Here is a 17237-nt window from a genome sequence, read left to right on the forward strand (position 1 = left end):
TGGGCGAAGTCGTACTTCTCCAGCACCTCCTGCGCGTTCTTTGAGAAGGCTCCGACGTAGGCGGTCAGATGCTCGGCGATGTGGGCGTGGTCCTTGACCAGCTGCGCCAGGGTGTACTTGCTCGTGTTGTAGAAGGTCTGCTGGCCGCGCGCTCGAGGAACTTCGTTGGGTCCATCCCGGAGTCCTTGCGCTGCTCGTAGACGTCGAGCACCTGGTCACGGGTGGGCTGGAGAACGCACTCCAGGCGGCGCAGCACGGTGAAGGGCAGGATGACCTTGCCGTAGTCGGATTGCTTGTAGTCCCCACGCAGCAGGTCGGCGACGGACCAGGCGAAGTTGGCCAGTTCGCTCTGCTTGCTGATGTCGTTCAATGTCAACCTTTCATCAGGCGGTGCAACGTTCGATGGTCCCGCATTCAGCACCGTCAAGGTGTGGACATGGGAGATTCCGGCGGCACGAGGGCGCCGGCGATGGTGGCGGACATCAGGTCGGCGGCAGTCTGTTCGGCCCTGGCGGCTGTCTCTCGGGCGGCACGCCGTAGCTCGGCCAGATGTCGAAACGCCTGGCCAAAGCGCTGCTGGTCGGCCAACGGCATGAGTGGGACCTTGAGCTTGCGGACGTCGAGCTTGATCATTGACGACCCCGTGCTGGCGGCAGAAATGTTGTCATCGGCCCCCATGAATCCTGCGAGGAACCAGGAGTCCAGACGGTCTGGGTCAGGCCGGACCACATGCAATCCTCGAAGCGAGTCGGCAGTGGCCTCGTCATCGTTCTCAACGACCCTCGCCTGGGAAGCTCGGGAGCGAACGAGAGCCGGCAGGAGGACGTCCCCCGGTTCCGGTTCTTCGACGAGAGAGACGGCTCCACCTCGGAGGAGGTCCGCGACGGTCGCTGTGCGCCACCGTTTGGGCTCGTCCCCGGCAAGCGACCATTTGTCGAGCAAGGGCAGTAGTCGAAGGAGCTCGTCAGCGCTGGAGCGGAGTTGATCGCGAGCTGCTGCCGATGATTGGGCCGCATGCGCCGGGGTCAGCTCGGGCGAGCTGGTCCGTACGTGTCGGGTGGGAGAAAGATCGGCTTCTTCGTCGAGAAGTTCCACGACGGGAACGGACCGGGCGACACCTGGGATCGACTCGAAAGTATCTGGAGTGCTGACGAAACGAGTCCAGATCGCGGGTACGTCGGTGAGCTCGAGGTCAGCGGCTTGGATGAAGAGCACTGGGGACGTGGCCGAGGCACCGATAGGACGCTTCTGCAAGATCCAGACATGCAGGGGGACATGGAGAGGGGCGGCGACCCCTTGCCGAAGTGCGACGACCGCACGTACTGAACCCGACCGCAGTAGGGATTGCCGGATGCGCCGGCCTGAGTTCCTGTGCGCTACGGAGGGGGGCAACAAGAGAACGGCGAGGCCTTCAGCTTCCAGATGCGCCAGAGAGTGCTGGACCCAGGCCAACTCAGACTCAGTCCGAGCAGGAAGTCCGTGTACCCAGCGCTCGTCGTAAGCAAGCTCGTCGTGTCCCCACCGGCGGACGTTGTACGGCGGGTTGCACAGGACGCCATCGACTGCCGTCCCTCGGAAGGCATCGTGGAGAAGGCTGTCCCCTACCCGCAGAACTGCGTCTTGAGCAGCGACGGCTGGTTCGTGTAGGACCGCCGCAGCAAGCTCGATCTGCAGCTCAGCGATGTCCTGGCCGAGCACTCGGTTGCTTCCGTGGTCAAGTGCCTGAATCAGAAAAGCGCCTGTGCCACAAGCCGGATCTAAAATGCTTTCGGGGTATGACTTTTCTGGAATCGCCAGTAGGTCGGCCATGAGTTTCGCGACCACGCCTGGCGTCCGGACGGCTCCGGCCCCAGCCGCTCCTTGATCGAGAACGGCTTCGATCACGGCGGCAGATCCCACTGCCCGCACAGCCGCCAGCGCGGCCAGCAGAACTATTTCCTCCGCCGGACCGCTCAGCCACGGACCTTCTGCCTCTCGAAGTCGTTCCGTGAGCCACGAGTACAGCCGTCCCTCTTCGTCCGGCGGTTCGGGACCACTCGCGACCTCTAAAGCGAACCGCACCACAGCTGGCTCCTGCCCTGGCCGCGCTTCTCTGAGGCGTGCCAGCAGGTCGGCTAGCGGAGCGGCTGCTGACCGCCCCTCTCTGTGTCCCAACCAGCTGCGCACAGCCTCAACGTCGTACGCAGGACTGCTTTCAGTGCCCCCAACCGGCTCGGGAAAGTCCTCGTGACGGCGGCGCCAGTTGCTCACCGTCGCTCGAGTCACTCCCGCCAGTCGGGCGATATCCGCGGCCGTGACCTGGGCCTTCTCCATCTCTGACACGTCGTCAGCCCTCACTTCCGCCCGGGTGCTTCACGCGGAAGAACCTACACGTGAAAGCACCGTCAATCCATACGTGCGGTGGAACTGTTTGACAGTGCTTTCACTCTATTGATCTAATCGAGATGCTTCCAGAGCGCTTCACAGGTGGAGGCCGCCGCCGGCGCGGCGAACAGGGTCGAGTCGAACCAAGGGAAGAGTCATGACGAACACGAACAGCACCGGGCTGCCTCGTCAGCGGCGCCCTCGCGACACCCGCAACATGACGCTGCACCGCCTCATCGAGGGCATCTCGATCGACGAGGTGCTCGATTACCTGACCAAGGGTTGTCAGGACCTAAACCCGGCGGTGGATACCCCGGGCCTCGCTGGTTCCAGGGCGGTGCTCGTCTCGGCGAGCTATGCCATGAAGCCCTCGGACTTGGTCGGCGACCTGCTCACCCTCACCGGTGTTCAGGTGGGTTCCGGGCACCGTCCCGAAGGTCTCGGAGCTGCTCTCTTCGTGGAAGTGGACGGACGGGTCTACCTCGCGACGTTCGGCAAGGCGCATACCTGGATCGAGGACTCGGTCAAGGACCGGTCCTTCGGGCTGTCACTCGCGGTGCGGTGCCTCGACCCTGCGGAGATCTCCGACGTCGTCCGCCTGGTCCCCGCCATGAACGGCCGCGTTGACAGCACGCTCGTCCCGGGCGGCTCGCCGCTGTGGAATATGCGGATCGACCAGGTCACGCAGATGGTGCGCAAAATCAAGGGCGGCACCATCGACCTGCCCCTGACCTTCAGCCGGGGCGGCACCCGCACCCCGAAGCTCGAAACGGCCAGCTCGATCCACACCCACCTCGGCATCACACCGGCGGGTTTCATCGCCGACGTCCGCACCTTCGAGAACATCCTGCGGACCCGGGACGTCCACCGCGACCTGCAGTTCATCGAGAACATCGTCCCGGTGCACTGCCCCACCCTCATCGCCGAACTCGACGACCGGCTGGACTCTCTCCTCGGGGAGATCGAACTGCCCTTCGCCCTAGCCGTGCCCATCGAGAGGATGAACGCATACAGCACCGCCAGCAGCTTCCAGGTCTGCGCTGGCGGCGCCCGGCTTTCCCGGCTGCACCCCACTGCCGACGACATCGCGCTGCTCGCCCGGCGCCAGGACCGGGGCAAGCGTCTCAACGCACTTCGCCGCGGTGAGATGCGCCTGTACGCCTCGTACGACACCAGTGATCTGATCAGCCACAGCTCGCTGCTTAACTGGATTGAGGCATCCGTTTCCATCGGCGCGGAGCGCTTCACGCTGCGCGAGGGCGAGTGGTACCAGTTCGACGCGACATACCTGAGTGACCTCGAGCGCGACGTCCACCGGATCTTCGACAACTCCGCCGCCGCCCTGGTTCTGCCGCCCTGGCAGGTCACTGACGGGGACTTCGAGACCGAACGGCAGTACAACATCCGCGTGGGCGATACCTGCCCGGGCTTCCTCACCCTGGACCGCAGGACCGTCAAGTCCCGCCCCGACCGGCGCTCGGAACTCGAGATTTGCGATCTCCTGGGCCCTCTCGACGAGCTCGTGCACGTCAAGCTGGCTGAAGGCTCCGATGTGCTGAGCCACCTGTTCTTCCAGGGGCTCACCTCCGCCGAGAACCTGGCCCGGGCGGACATCCGGGAGAGGTTCTGTGCCGTCGTGGACCGCTACGGCAAGGGCCGCGCAGTTCCGTCCGACTTCGTGCCGAAGAAGGTGGTGTACGGCATCATGCTCAAGACCGGCCGCACCCTGACCGCCGACACCCTCTTCCCCTTCGCCCAGGTCACCCTGCGCCATGCCGTGTCGAAGCTGAACAACCGCGGCATTGCTGTCGATGTGGTCGGCATCCCGCAGGAGTTTCGCTCGAGCTGATCCCCGCCCCGCTGCGGCGCTCACCTGACCCGCGCTGCTCGAGCATTAGCTCAAGGAGCGCGGAGCAAGCTCCCAGGAAGGCCCAGGTGTGGACCTCCGATACCTGCTATCCCTGGGGTGGGTATGGATCGTTGCCGTAGCTGTTCCGCTGCCCGATCGCGCCGTCACGCTTGTGGATCAGATGCTCCGTGCCCTCTCGCTGGGCCGTGGCACGCCCGGCAGCAGTCGCTTCGGCTTTCGTCGGGAAGGCCTTCAAGGCGCGGCTGGCGCCTTCCCGACGGTTCGCCCAACCCCCTCTTCGGACGGGACGGTATGGACCAGCGGCATTTTCGGCATACGTCGTTCTCCTTTTCGTTCTTAAATCATTCCTCTTGCGTGACTTTCACACAAGGAAGCTTGGAGGTCAATTACGCAGAACGGCAGTCGCATCCAAAAGGCGTTCCGCGTAGCGGAGACTGGCTGCTTCCGCCCTTCGCTCGCTTGGGACCTTCCATCACCAAACGCCGGAGCCGATACACGCGGCGAACAGGAGGCAGGAAGGAAGCAACTGAAGATCGCTTCCCAGTAATAGCCCAAGGGACAAAGGGATCATGGCGAGTGAAGCGAGAGCAACACCGATGGGTCGCAACCCGAGCAGGTTACGTTCGTGTCCATACGTTTTCAGCTCAGACCAGACCACCGGAAACTTTGCATGGTCCCGGGTGTTCTCGAATACCCACCGAACCGCCTTCGAGTAGACCTCCTCGTCGGCATCGTTCAAGGCCTTTTCGGTGGGCAAAGCCATGCCGGTGAGACTCGACTCTGTGGCGATGCTCGCTGCAAGCCGCTCCACCCCCTTCGCCCGCGGGCAGCAGAAGTTTTACGGTGTGCCGACCACCCCACTTCCGAATGAGACTAGCCTCCAAGATAAGACCTCGCGTTGCGACCAACCGCGAGACGGGGATGGGAAACCCGAGAGCGACGGCAACGCCTACGGTGATCACGATCGCAGGGTCGTCGTCGAAGCCAAGCCCGACGCCGACGAGGACAGGCGCGAGGATCACCGACTCGTGGCGGCACTGGAGAAGTTGATGAAGCACCTCGGGCCCAAGGGCGCCAGGGTCCCGGTCCAGAACGTAGCCAAGGTCGTCCCGCTCGTGGGAATTCTGATCGGGGACGGCATGAACTTCACGGCCCTCGGCAACGTCGCCGCCGACGCCCAGCGCTACTGCCAGACCCGCTGGCTCTGCGAAAAGCACTCCCTGCCGCTGCCGGCGACGCTCGCTCCCTACCAGGAGGACACCGAGCCGCCGCAGATTTCGCCTTCGCAGGACCCGACACAATAGGCAGTGCAGGACAAGCAGCTCTGGCCAAGGGTCTGGGCTTCAGACTGACAGGCCGCCAGCGACACCGTTGGGTTCCAAAGTGAAGCCTTTGGCGTACAAATCGCGCCGAAATGAATAGTCTGATGACTCCGATCGCCTCTTCAGGGAGCCCCGTTGGTCCACGCTGCCGAAACCTCCCTGAAAGTGCTGCTGGAAGGCACCAAGCAGTATCTGGTGCCCCTCTACCAGCGCACCTACTCCTGGTCGCGTCAGCAGCACGTTCGCCTCTGGGAAGACGTGCTCAAGCTGGCGGAAGACCGCTCCGTCGATCACCAGACCACCCATTTCATCGGTTCCCTGGTCCTGGCTCCCGCCGCCGCGAACGGCCCGGCCGGGGTGCAGCAGTTCCTCGTGGTCGACGGTCAGCAGCGCCTCACCACGCTGAGCCTGCTGCTGTGCGCCATCCGCGACCATCGGGGCGAGTCCGAGGGCGCGAACCACCGCGAGCGCCTGAACGAGCAATATCTGATCAATAAGTGGGAGAAGGAATCGCTGCGCTCGAAGCTCCTGCCCACTCAGGTTGACCGGGCCTCGTACCAGTCATGTCTGGAGAGCACCCCGCATGCGGGAGCCGGCGATCCGATCGGCAAGGCGTACAACTACTTCCGGTCCCAGTTGCGTCAGCCGGACGAGGCCGGGAACCCGATCGACCTGGCCGCCGTGGAAGACGCGGTCATCCAGGGACTGTCGCTGGTGTGCGTGACCGCGCAGGCCGGGGACAACGTCCATCGGATTTTCGAGTCGCTCAACAACACCGGGCTGCAACTCACCCAGGGCGACCTGCTGCGCAACTACCTCTTCATGCGGCTGCCCTCACGCGGTGACAAGGTCTACAGCAACCTGTGGCTGCCTCTTCAGAAGACGCTGAGCAGCGACGAGCTCGAGACGCTCTTCTGGCTCGACCTGGTGCGTGACGACGCGCGGGTCAAGCGCACCGACACCTACAACCGCCAGCAGGTGCGTCTGAACCGTCTGTCCGGTGAGGACGCGATCGAGGCCGCGGTGAAGCGCTTCGCCCGGCTCGGAACCCTCTTCGCGGTGATTCTCCATCCCGAGCAGGAGACCGACGCCGATGTTCGGCGAGGACTGCAGCGGCTCTACTCGTGGGACACGACCACGGTGTACCCCTTGCTCCTGCACCTGCTCGACCAGCGGGACACCGGAGCCGCGGACAGCGCAACGGTGGCCCGCACGCTGACGATCATCGAGTCCTTTCTGGTGCGCCGGCTTCTGATGGGCCGGGCCACCAACAACGTCAATCGGGTGCTTCTGGGCGCGGTCGCCGAGCTGCGGGCGAACCGCCCCCTCGACGAAGCCGTACGCGACTATCTCTCCACCGGCCGGAAGTACTACGCGACCGATCGTGAGCTCCTCGAAGGCATCGAGCACCAGTCGTTCTACTTCAACGGTGCGCCCCATCAGCGGGCACTGGTGCTGCGCTGGCTCGAGGAGCACCTCGGCTCGAAGGAGCCGGTCAACCTCTCCAATCTCACCATCGAACATGTCCTGCCGCAGACCCTGACCGCGTTCTGGGAGCAAGCGCTGAGCACCGGTCTAGAGGCCGACGAAACAGTCGAGGACGTACACAGCCAGGTTCTGCACACCCTGGGAAACCTGACGCTGACCGGTTACAACTCCGAGCTGAGCAACGGGCCGTTCGACAAGAAGCGGACGGTTCTTGCGACCTCCGGTGTCCGCATGAACCAGGAGATCGCGGAGAACGAGGTCTGGGGTCGTGCCCAGATCCTCGCCCGGGCAGCTGTGCTCGCGCAGCGGGCGGTTTCCATCTGGCCCGGTCCGAGCTCGCAATCTCCCTCGGGCGCTTCCGAGCTGTGGCAGTTGCTCGACTCGGCACTCACCGAGCTGCCCGCGGGTTCCTGGACCACGTACGGCGACCTCGCCGCGCTCATCGGAACCCACCCCGTCCCCCTCGGCATGCGCTTGAGTACTCATCCCGCGCCCAACGCCCATCGAGTGCTGCAGGCCGGCGGAACGGTGTCGCCGGGTTTCCGGTGGCCGAACCCCGATCGGGACGACGATCCCCTGCAGATTCTCCGCTCCGAGGGCGTGACCATTGATGACGCGGGTCGCGCCGATCCCGGACAGCGCGTCACGGTGGAAGAGCTCGCCGAGCTCGTCGGTCTGTCCACCGACGGCTTGCAGGTGCTGCCTGACCTGGCTCCCGGCCAGGACCGTGCCCGGCGCGACCGGTTCCTCGGCCAGCTCACCACCGCGAACGACATCAGCGTTGTGAACGGAGTGCTCAGGCTCCTCGACCGATGGACGGCCGATGGTGGCGAGCTGGTGTACGGGAACAACGCACAGACGTCGTGCTTCCCCGTCGTCCGAACTCCGCTCAACAGGGAGAACGCGCCATGGCCCGTCGCCATCTACCCGGCGGGCAAGGTCGAGGTGGTGTTCAAGCACATGGCCTCCCGCCCGCCGTTCAACGACCTGGCGATGCGCGAAGAATTCCGGCTTCGCCTCAACGCGATCGACGGAATCGATCTGTCGGCCAGCAAGATTCAGCTGCGGCCGTCGTTCCCGCTCGATGTTCTGAGCGATGAGAAGGCAGTGGAGCAGCTTGCTGATGCCTTCTCATGGTTCTTGCAGGTGACCTGGCAGGCAAACTCCTGACGATGGGCGAGTCCACCAACAAGGACAGCTGACAATGCCAACGGTCGGCGACCTCATCGAGCTCGCGGTCGACAGGCCGGTGAGGACGGCTGAAGAACCTGCCGCGATCTCCGACAGGATTCACGGGTCAGAACCCCGACGGGAGACAATCGCCTGACACTCAAGACACCAGGGAGCTCCGAATGGCACGATCGAACCGTCTGGCCGCGCGTGGACGGCAGACCACTGGCCATGAGAGCACCGACTCACCAGTGCCCGAAGCGCCTGCATCAACGCAGCCCGGCCCGGGAGAACGCGGCCTTCGGATGAGCCAGATGGTCGACACCGAGTACCGCCTGCTCGGCGCCCAACTGCGCGCCGGCCGTTTGCCGGAGGCCGTGAGGACCTCGCGCCGGCTCACCGAACTGGTGGAGTCGCTGCGGAACATTCAGCCCCCGGCCGGAACCCGCACCCCGACAACACGGGCAGATACCAAGGCGCCCAAGACCGCCCGGCCCCGCAAAGACGGCGGTCGGACGAACCTGACCACGTAGTAGTGCGCTGCCCGCCCGTAAACCACCACGGGCGGGCGTTCTGCTCCGGAAAGAATTCGCTCATGCCGTGCTCAGATTCGAAGTGACCGACGCCGTGGGTGTGCCGGGCCGGGAACTTCTGGAGTTTCTGGACGCGGTGAGCCGGGCCACCGCGATGCTTGCCGGGAATGATGTGAGTACGGATGACCCACTGGTGATGCCGTTCGGCTGACCGGCCTGCCGGAGGAGAATGTGCGCACCTCGTGGGTGCCCACCGACACGGAGGTGCCCCGGGGGTGAGCGCGGCGGTGGGCGAGATCCGTCGACGCCGGCATTCTCGGACCGCGATATCGAAGTAGGGGCGGGCGGGATCGCCGGTGTCCATCTGCGACTACGGCGAGGACCGGACGGGCGCTGGTACCCCTTCCCTCTCATCCGCGAGCAGTGGGTGCCCACCGTCGGCGCGAATGCTTCCGCAGGCCTTGCCTACCATTCCGCGGCGCACGCGAAATCGCACCGTGCAGAGATTAACTGGCGATTTGGCCGGGCAACCAGAGGGTTAAATCTGCCTCCTCAAAGCGAGCCGGGTACGAGGCTGTCAACGGTGGAGCCACCCAACCGTGGTTGGTGGCCTGCTGAAGGGCGCCGCTGAACGGAGCGAAGTTTGTCGGTGGTGGCTGCTTCAATCGACATCACCACAAACCAGGGAGATTCGCCGTGAGCCTGATCTTGATGCCCGAGACCCGCCAGGCCACCTTCTGTGTGATCGAGGCCGTTCTCGGCCAGCAGACGAAGCCGTACGCCGCGGCGCTGATGAGCATGCCGAACGTCGTCGAGGCCGAGAAGTCCGCGGTCTGGACCCGAGCTCTCGTGGCCGCGTTCTGCAAGGCCGCATACGGCGAAACGCCTACGCAGAAAGACCTGGGCGACGTGGGCAGGAGGGCCGCAACCAGGCACCATCAGCTAAGTGGTCTCTCGGCAACAACATTCGAGATCCTTCTCAACGAGATCTACTTCGGCGGTCAGCACACGATCGAGCTTTCAGCGTCGCGTCTCCTGGCGCCGTACTTTTTGCTGGCAACTCTTCTCCCACCGGCGTCCCACGACGACATGTCCCGGCGGAGCCAGATCGAACGGGCCTGGAGCGCCTTGGAGCAGACCTGGCCGACTACTGCGCACTACCGGAGCCTCGAGACGGAGTTCGACCAAGCGAATCTGAGCAGGCTGCCTGAAGCGGCTACGGCCAGGCTTCACCTTGAGCTCTCAGAATGCAGCTGCGGATGTGAATCCACTTAGGCACGAGCTAAGTTCGCGAACCGACTGACGGGTATGCGGGGGCCACGCCAAGGTCCCTTCATATCCAGCTGCCACCTCGGTGCCGGCGGCCAGCAGCCTCCTGACGCTGATCAGTCCACAACAGGTCATCGCGACAAACGTGCGCGCCGTTTCTTTTTATCTGTTTCGTTACGGCTTGATCAATACTGGATCGATGGAACTGGGCCCAGCTGGCCGGATGGCGTGCAAGCTACTTCTGGAGCATCGTCTTGCACGAGATAACCCAATGCGCTGGCCGGACCGGACCACGGTCAAAACAACGTCTGGCGAGCTCAGACGGCCGCTTTCAACCGGCGCGCTGCCCCTCCTGCAACGCCCGATACCGACTGCGAAGGGCATCAAGCGTCTCACCGCTCTCCGTGACCTGCCAGAATGTCCATCCGTTCTCTGATTTCACGTTCCTGACGTCGATCGCGGCATGATTCGGGGACTCGAAACACCCCCCGGTCTCGGTGCGGATGCGCCCGTCGCCCAGCAAAGTACCCCTGTATTGTCGGCGGCGGCGCTCCCCTGTCAGCCGCTCATCGGGCATCACCAGACCTGCCCGCAAGAGATCTGCCAGCTTCACCCGCTTGCCTCCCACCTGTCTGGGTGACGGCACGGGGTCAGCCACGGATGGGAGCTTCAGGCCGAGTTCGGCTGCTGACCAGGCTTGTTCAGCCATCTCACGGTATAGAGCGCCACGTTCACGGATGAGATCAGCCAAGCGGACCTGGGGATCGTAGGGGTGGAACCTGTCTTTCCAACCGTACTTGTTCAAGAACTTGTTGAAGGCGACCTTCCCGTGTCCGGTATAGACGCTGGGAGCCAGCGACGCAGCCAGCCAGTTGTAGAGCTTGTAGGTCTCGATCTTGTTGTCAAGCAGGTCTCCGCCGAAGCTGGCGTTTTCCGAGCCGGGCAGAAGTACCAGGCCGCCGACCTTTCCGCGGAGTTGTCGGATCTCGTTCTTGGACAGTCCTTCTGCAGCGTAGGCATCGGTTCTTTTGGTGAACAGGTGCTCGATCTCGTACGGTCGGCCCTCATCGGGGCGCTCCAGGTACTTCTGCACATCGACGTCATGGCCGATCTCCCGATGCATCCAGCCTGTCAGCCGGGCCAGGAAGTAAGCGACGAACGAACGGTTGCTGCCCTCTTTGTACTGCAACTCTGCGACTGAGGAGAAGGCAGCATACTTCCCGACTGCTGCCCGCCCGAGCACATCACTGAGACCATCGATGGTGTGCGATTCACGCACCGCCGGCATCAGGTCTCTGACCTCCTCATCAAGCTCGGCCTGCGTGTATGGACGCCCCATGACCCCCTGGGTGACGACGAAGAGGTCGATGTAGTTGGCCACGAGCCGGGCCTTACGCAGAACAGTCGGTGGCGAGTCATCGATACGAACGGCAGCGATGACCAGGTCGAACTGTCTCGACAGACCGTTGTACTCGTTGAACCAGACAGTCGAAAGGTGCTCATCGAGGGTCGTCGCGGCCCGCAAGAGGTTGGTGTACGAGTCGTAGCGGGGCTCCAGCCATTGGGTGAAAAGCTCCGTGTGGCTAGCTCTTCTGCTACCGAGCAAAATAGCCCGATGCCGGTACAGCCATTCGTGCGGCGCGTCTTCGATGGAGCGCACCGACTCGTCCACGGGCACGAGATGCGCGTACTGGGAACGGAGAACGGTGCGTACGTAGTCGAGAGGCGCGTTCTTGTCCACGGCGGTGAGGGCCCTGACCATACCCTGCCATTGCCGATCCAGCTTGCCCGAATCATCGGGTGCGCCTGCCAGCAGATAGTCTTTGAGCAGATCGAGGGCTGTGAGCCGAACGCCTCGATCATTCATCAGAACGTACAGTTCTTGTCCGCGTTCGGGGCCGCCGGCGTCGATTTCCACCAGGGAGACCCGCCGCAGAAGCCATACGCCGAAGTAGATCAGAGCATCTTCTTGAATCGCGTCGCGGCAGGCCTTGAGCACTTCGTTCGAGGCCTCCCACACCCTGCGCACGTCAGCGCTGACCCCGTCGACGCTGAATCGCTGGTTGTTCAGGAGACTCTCAAAGCACCGCTCGTAGTCCTCGACGCGCACGGCGAAGCTACGACCCATAGAGGTGTCACCCCGGATCAGGGTGCGTAACTCGGCGTTGAGGTCGGGTCCGTCTTCGCGGTGCTCGGTCAATCGGTGAAGGCCGATGAGGAGCAGGAGCAGCGTGATCATGCGCTGCTGGCCGTCGGCCAGGTAGCGTTGACCGTCTTCTTGATAGGTGATGACCGATCCCAGAAAGTACGGTTCGTAGTTCCGCACCTTGGCCTCGGTGTGCGACGGATCCCACTGGGCGTTGAACTTAGCCGACAGGTCTTGGACCAGGCGTTCGACCTGCGGCCGTTCCCAGGCGTAGCTCCGCTGAAAATATCCAACGCCATAGGATTTTCCGCTGAAGACCTTCTCGACCGATATTCCGGTCGCCGACACCAACGGCGTCGTCCTCGCTGCCATCCGCCGCCCCCTCGCGTGACCGACCGCTGTGATGACCGGGATCTATCGGTGCTCGACCAGTGCCTTGACCACGGTGACGGGGTGTCCGGTGCCGATCCAAGAGAACCCGGGCCGGGTCACCCGCATCAGGTCCCCTGCCCGGGGGCGACCGCCTTTGGGTTCGTGCAGATCCTTGTCATAGGTGATTTCTTCCCCGATCCTGCCGATAGGGCTGAGCCGGTGACGATCAGCTTCCTGCAGAAGCCAGTCCTCGATGTCGGTCGTCGACCGCCCTTCGGCCGCCAGCATGGCGACGGAACTGACCAGGTCGGCGATCAGGGTCACCTTCTCCAGCTCACGTTGGTCGCTCCACGACCCGTGGGCTCCCGATGACGTGGTCTCGGCTCTGGCCAGGGTGTCTGCCAGGGCGTCCACATAGGCCTGGACAAGCCAGGCCTGGCCTCGTTTGCCGGCTTGTTCGGCGAGCAGGTACAGGGAATCCCTCGATGGACGTGGCGCAAACGACCATTCGTAGAGAGTCGGTTTAGGTTTGCTGATGTTGGGATGGGCCTTGAGATGACCGCGCAGCCGCTCCCATTGCCGCTGGACCTGTGCGGAGTCGGCGCCGGCGTCCACAATGCCTGCGGTGATGTCGCCCTTGCTGACGGGACGGTCTGCTTTCCTGATCACCTCGACAAACGCGGCGCCGGCGTCTTCGGTGAACTGCTGGAGAACCTGATCGCGCATCTGTACCCCTCTGCCGGAGGCCCGCTGAGCTCGCCACGGCACCATAACCGAGGTCAGCTCTGCATCGGGTGCCCGGAAGGCAGTACCAGGTGCTTTAACTTTTCGGACGGATGGGGTATGCAATTGAATCGCGGATATGGCCTCCGAACGGCACTACTCAGGTTCCACACCAAGATAATGGCCAGCAGGAAACCCATTACGCCGATGACCATCAACCCTGGAACTCCTATCGCATCAACTCCTTTGATTCCCAGCCCGGACCCACCGACGGTATAGGGTCCAGGTTTCCCGGGTTTAGTTGATCTTGCATTCGTGGGTGGGCAGGAATGACCAGCCGGTCTGCCCGGCCTTTCCACTTTCCGATTCTCCGGTTTGGCTTCTGAGGGCTGGTGGGTGGAGCAGTCAAGCGGCGGAAGATACTCGGACTGAGATGGTTTCGTGAAGCCTGGTGAATCCTTCACGGTGGGTTAGTTGGTAGGTCCGTGCAGGACGAGGCGCCGGGATCGCGTGGCGGTCCGGCAGGGACGTGGATCGGGGTGGCCCGGATGGTGGCCGACGGCGAGGCGACCGGCGGCGCGGGTGAGGTTGTGAGCAACGACCCAGCAGGTTGCCCAGGCGGCGTTGGCCTGGAAGGGAGGGGGCGTGGGCCAGGGCGGTGGCTTTGGCGTCGGTGGTGATTGAGACCTGCGCACCGTTACGCAACGCTGCGGCGAAGACCTTCGCGGAGTAAAACTGCGGTTCCCGGCGCAGCACGATCATCCCGGTGGCGCCGCAAGCGCTTGCCTGTCGGATAATCTGGGCGGTGAACCGGAGCCCGTGAACCGGTCGGCGCCGCGCACGTCGGCGGCGTTACCGCGACGCATCGCCGATCCCGGTCACGACCTGGGCGGTACAGGATGGCGCTGATGGTGACGATCAGCGGGCGCAGGGTCTTCTTGACTTTCAGGCGCCCGTTGACGGCACCCTGCTTGGCATCTCCGTAGGTCTCCAGTGGACCGAGTCGATGTCCACGAACGCGAATGCGTCTGCTCCGGGCAGCATTGCGGCCAGACTAGGGAGATTCGCGACCTGCCGGAGGACGTGCTCCAACTGCTGGTTGTGGCCGTGGGTGAACGCCCGCGCAAATGTCCCCGGCTCGAGGGCGCCCGTATTCTGGTCAAGACCTTGCCCGGTGCACCCGCCTGTAGCCGGTTCATGTCATCGAAACTATCTGCACCGGGGAACATTCCGGCCACGATCGAGGAGATCTTCGTGCCCGGGTTCGCCCCGCCGATCGCCACGCGATCGTCCACCAGTTCACCCAGACCAGCATGCTCGGCCAGAGCCATGGCCGGGACCAAGCCGGAGTCCGCATCGGCGGCGAGGAGTCACTCCTTTTGGTTGGAAGCCCCCGACTAAAACGACCTCGCCCTCATGCCAGTGCCCCCAGGCCGAATGCACATCCAGCGCAACATCCTCTTCCGCACCAACGAAACCGCCATTCTGCCGAACGCCGTCCCGGCCACAACCTGAAACGTTGAAGTAAGCCGACATGGGCCGGTGGCGACAATCGGACACCTTGGCCAAATCTGCAGCCACAAGTCCCCTAAGATCATGGAACACTCAGGTTCATTAAAATTTGGCGACTTTCCCCCGACTGTGCAGGCCGTCTGAAGGAGCGATGGGGTTCAGTGCAACTGTCAGGCACCCCGGATTCGGGATTCGTCGGTGTCGGTGATCGCGGCCCTCAGGTCGACCGACCTCATGATTGGATCGTATGGCATTTCACCCACAAGGCTAATCTCCATGGTATTGCTGCCGACGGACGTCTCCGCGCTTCCTGCAACGTTGATCCGGTGCAGAATGTGGCGCTGACCCGTGTGAAGCTGCGGCGCGCTCGCTCCGTTGACCTCGCTGCTTCCGACCCGGCCAGCAGTGTCAACGATCATGTCCCGTTCTACATTGCTGCGAAGTCACCCATGCTCTACGTCGTGACGAAGGGTCACGACGGACCAGGTGACGGCTGCACCAGCGAACCCGGACGACCTCGCTGTCCCGGTCGAGGAGTGGACACCGCAGGACTGGGCTCTTGCCAAGCTCACGTATCTGGCCCCGCGACGCCCCTCTGAAGATCTCTGACCTGGCGAGCATCGACCGCACGGTCGGCCGGCCTAGAACTGATCGACGGAGTGCTCCTCTTGACCCCGAACCCTGGCTTCGCCCACGGCGCCCTGGCCCGCCGCCTGGCCAATCAACTGGACAGCCTGGTCCCAGCGGGGTAAGCCGCCCATCTGGAACCGAACGTGTTCGAGCCCGGGTCCAACCGCACGATCACCAACCCGGACGTGGTCGTCTACCGGACCGACCGCACCGTACAGATACCAGGACAAGGCGAAGGGGTGTTTCCCGACGGCCTGGCTCTGGCGATCGAGATCACCTCGTCCAATCGGGAGACGCACCTGGGCATCAAGCGTCAGCGCTACGAATTCTGGGGCGTGCCCTACCTGGTCATCGACTGATCGACCGATCCGTTCTCGTACCTCACTTTTGGCACATGGCCTTCCTGGGCGGCTGCTGTTCTCCTGGAGTAGGTCCGCAACAACCACGCTCAACGATCCACGATCGCCCAGGGTGTCCTGCTGACCGTCAGAACCTGTGCCGGCGACCTACTCAGGAAGCTGCCGCATCGTCCCCTCGTGGAAGCATTCCCCAGAGGCTACTCAACGCGCAGGCATCGAGCCATGACTCCACGCAGCGTCGCCCCTGACAACTAATACTGAGAGCACCTTGCCGCATCGGCCGAAGGTGCCAGCCAGCTTTCGATAGCGGGCAGCTTGCGGTGCAGTCGGGCAATGGGCCAGTTCACGCGCGATTCGGTTACTGAGTTCAGTGTCAACATGTCCGGGTCGGCGAAGATGTTCATATCTTTGGACATCCACAACGAGCCTGGTATTGCGTCCCTCTCCCGGCGCTGGATGGTGGGAAACGATGGACCGCCCACAGCCCCAGCGCTGTTGGCGAAGTCCTTGAGCTGGACTCATTCATTGATCAGCCCGGCCAGATCGATCTTTCTGGACAGTCCCGCAGCACGGCGCTCGCCACCAGCACCAACGTCACCCCCGGGTGTCAAAGCACAACCTCGAAGTCGGTCTCTTCATCCGAGGCAGTGACATCCCCGGCATCTCGCTGAGCACTTCCTCGAGCTTTAACGCCACAAAGATCTGCGGCGCTGGACCCCATGACCGCAGCAGTTCCCGCAGCCACATCTTGCCCGTGCTGACGCGACAGCGCACGAATCGCCTCGCTGATCGTCAGGAGACGGGTCATTGCCGTACAACCCAACATGACCCAGATCTGCGTTTTCGTCCCCGCGGGGATCTGAGCTACTGAGGGAGACCTAGATCCCCGCTGAGATGAGGGCCCATGTTGCGCCGGAAGTTTCGAACCATTCACATCACCTGGCGTCTGCGGACTCCCCCGGTAAATTCGGAGCACTTGATGCCTGCTGAGGAGATGCAGATCGCCCTGACAATCGCGACCTCTTTCCAGGAAGCCACGTTTCAGGCGGATGAGAAGGCACGTGGTGTAGCCGCCGCCTATCTCGCGCTATCCACCGCCGCGGCGACCCAGGCCGGGCAGTTGGTCGAAGCCGACGGCCTCGTTGCAGGGATCATCTGGCCGGCCGCAGCGCTTTTTGTCCTGGCGTTCCTTGCGGGTGGTTACTGGCTGGTGCAGGCAAACCGGCCGAGGCTGCCGTTGGTCGATTCGGCCAGTCGGTTCTCCTTTCCCGATGTAGCCCGTGCGGCCTCCGTCGATCAGCACCAGCCGAAGGACATGGTGACGATGACGGAGGACGCTCGACGCTGGGGTGAGGTGCTGGCCCGGATCGCGGTGGCCAAGAACCACAACGTCGTCCGTGCCCTCCTCGCGGTTTCGTTGATGTTCCTGCTCTCTCTTCTTTACCTGGCCGTCATTTCCGTCTCCAGCTGAAGTGAAAC

Annotated in this window: 13 protein-coding genes and 2 pseudogenes; 9 read left to right on the plus strand and 6 right to left on the minus strand. The window is 63.5% G+C overall.

What is annotated here, in order from left to right:
• Window positions 1-5: 5 nt before the first annotated feature.
• Together LR393_RS24420 and LR393_RS24425 are read right to left on the minus strand one after the other, a co-directional pair.
• A pseudogene (locus tag LR393_RS24420) lies at window positions 6-421 on the minus strand (type I restriction-modification system subunit M N-terminal domain-containing protein); the annotation flags it as partial.
• A 2-nt stretch (window positions 422-423) separates the two neighbouring features.
• Window positions 424-2064, minus strand: coding sequence for an N-6 DNA methylase (locus LR393_RS24425; RefSeq protein ID WP_231487024.1), 1641 nt, complete (start codon window positions 2062-2064; stop codon window positions 424-426).
• A 457-nt stretch (window positions 2065-2521) separates the two neighbouring features.
• Here LR393_RS24425 and LR393_RS24430 point away from each other — a divergent pair, with 457 nt between their 5' ends.
• Window positions 2522-4213, plus strand: a complete 1692-nt coding sequence (locus tag LR393_RS24430; protein ID WP_231487026.1) for a DUF6119 family protein — start codon at window positions 2522-2524, stop codon at window positions 4211-4213.
• Between the two features lie 106 nt (window positions 4214-4319).
• Here LR393_RS24430 and LR393_RS37145 read toward each other — a convergent pair.
• A pseudogene (locus LR393_RS37145) lies at window positions 4320-4508 on the minus strand (DUF2188 domain-containing protein); the annotation flags it as partial.
• A gap of 198 nt (window positions 4509-4706) precedes the next feature.
• Entirely contained in the window at window positions 4707-4997 is a 291-nt protein-coding gene (locus LR393_RS24435; protein WP_231487028.1) for a hypothetical protein, read from the minus strand.
• A gap of 19 nt (window positions 4998-5016) precedes the next feature.
• On the opposite strand from LR393_RS24435, the gene LR393_RS24440 reads away from it, so the two are divergent.
• From LR393_RS24440 to LR393_RS24460, 5 genes are all read left to right on the plus strand, one after another.
• Window positions 5017-5538 (plus strand): hypothetical protein, encoded by a 522-nt coding sequence (locus LR393_RS24440; RefSeq protein WP_231487030.1) that lies wholly within the window; start codon window positions 5017-5019, stop codon window positions 5536-5538.
• A 153-nt stretch (window positions 5539-5691) separates the two neighbouring features.
• A complete protein-coding gene (locus LR393_RS24445) occupies window positions 5692-8214 on the plus strand; it encodes a GmrSD restriction endonuclease domain-containing protein (protein WP_231487033.1) in 2523 nt (840 codons plus the stop codon).
• 305 nt (window positions 8215-8519) lie between these two features.
• A complete protein-coding gene (locus tag LR393_RS24450) occupies window positions 8520-8747 on the plus strand; it encodes a hypothetical protein (protein ID WP_231487035.1) in 228 nt (75 codons plus the stop codon).
• A gap of 67 nt (window positions 8748-8814) precedes the next feature.
• Complete coding sequence (locus tag LR393_RS24455) at window positions 8815-8958, plus strand: hypothetical protein (protein WP_231487037.1); 144 nt, start codon at window positions 8815-8817, stop codon at window positions 8956-8958.
• Between the two features lie 485 nt (window positions 8959-9443).
• Window positions 9444-10022: a hypothetical protein gene (locus LR393_RS24460; RefSeq protein WP_231487039.1), complete on the plus strand. Its 579-nt coding sequence runs from the start codon at window positions 9444-9446 to the stop codon at window positions 10020-10022.
• Window positions 10023-10347: 325 nt separating this feature from the next.
• Here the strand turns inward: LR393_RS24460 and LR393_RS24465 are convergent, their stop codons facing one another.
• Window positions 10348-12534, minus strand: coding sequence for a restriction system modified-DNA reader domain-containing protein (locus tag LR393_RS24465; RefSeq protein WP_231487041.1), 2187 nt, complete (start codon window positions 12532-12534; stop codon window positions 10348-10350).
• 42 nt (window positions 12535-12576) lie between these two features.
• Window positions 12577-13260, minus strand: coding sequence for a hypothetical protein (locus LR393_RS24470; RefSeq protein ID WP_231487043.1), 684 nt, complete (start codon window positions 13258-13260; stop codon window positions 12577-12579).
• A gap of 1670 nt (window positions 13261-14930) precedes the next feature.
• Here LR393_RS24470 and LR393_RS37150 point away from each other — a divergent pair.
• From LR393_RS37150 to LR393_RS24485, 3 genes are all read left to right on the plus strand, one after another.
• Window positions 14931-15368: a DarT ssDNA thymidine ADP-ribosyltransferase family protein gene (locus LR393_RS37150; RefSeq protein WP_407937345.1), complete on the plus strand. Its 438-nt coding sequence runs from the start codon at window positions 14931-14933 to the stop codon at window positions 15366-15368.
• A gap of 174 nt (window positions 15369-15542) precedes the next feature.
• On the plus strand, window positions 15543-15758 hold the full coding sequence (locus tag LR393_RS24480) for a Uma2 family endonuclease (RefSeq protein WP_231487045.1): 216 nt from the start codon (window positions 15543-15545) through the stop codon (window positions 15756-15758).
• A gap of 994 nt (window positions 15759-16752) precedes the next feature.
• Window positions 16753-17229: a hypothetical protein gene (locus tag LR393_RS24485; RefSeq protein ID WP_231487047.1), complete on the plus strand. Its 477-nt coding sequence runs from the start codon at window positions 16753-16755 to the stop codon at window positions 17227-17229.
• The last annotated feature ends 8 nt before the right edge of the window (window positions 17230-17237 follow it).

It is taken from the genome of Kineosporia mesophila, from assembly GCF_021129235.1.
Lineage (GTDB): Bacteria > Actinomycetota > Actinomycetes > Actinomycetales > Kineosporiaceae > Kineosporia > Kineosporia mesophila.

Bases quoted from the DNA above. Each gene is read 5' to 3' on its own strand.
- LR393_RS24430 (WP_231487026.1), top strand. From the start codon at position 2,522: ATGACGAACACGAACAGCACCGGGCTGCCTCGTCAGCGGCGCCCTCGC.
- LR393_RS24435 (WP_231487028.1), bottom strand. From the start codon at position 4,997: ATGGCTTTGCCCACCGAAAAGGCCTTGAACGATGCCGACGAGGAGGTC.
- LR393_RS24450 (WP_231487035.1), top strand. From the start codon at position 8,520: ATGAGCCAGATGGTCGACACCGAGTACCGCCTGCTCGGCGCCCAACTG.
- LR393_RS24465 (WP_231487041.1), bottom strand. From the start codon at position 12,534: ATGGCAGCGAGGACGACGCCGTTGGTGTCGGCGACCGGAATATCGGTC.
- LR393_RS24470 (WP_231487043.1), bottom strand. From the start codon at position 13,260: ATGCGCGATCAGGTTCTCCAGCAGTTCACCGAAGACGCCGGCGCCGCG.
- LR393_RS24485 (WP_231487047.1), top strand. From the start codon at position 16,753: ATGCAGATCGCCCTGACAATCGCGACCTCTTTCCAGGAAGCCACGTTT.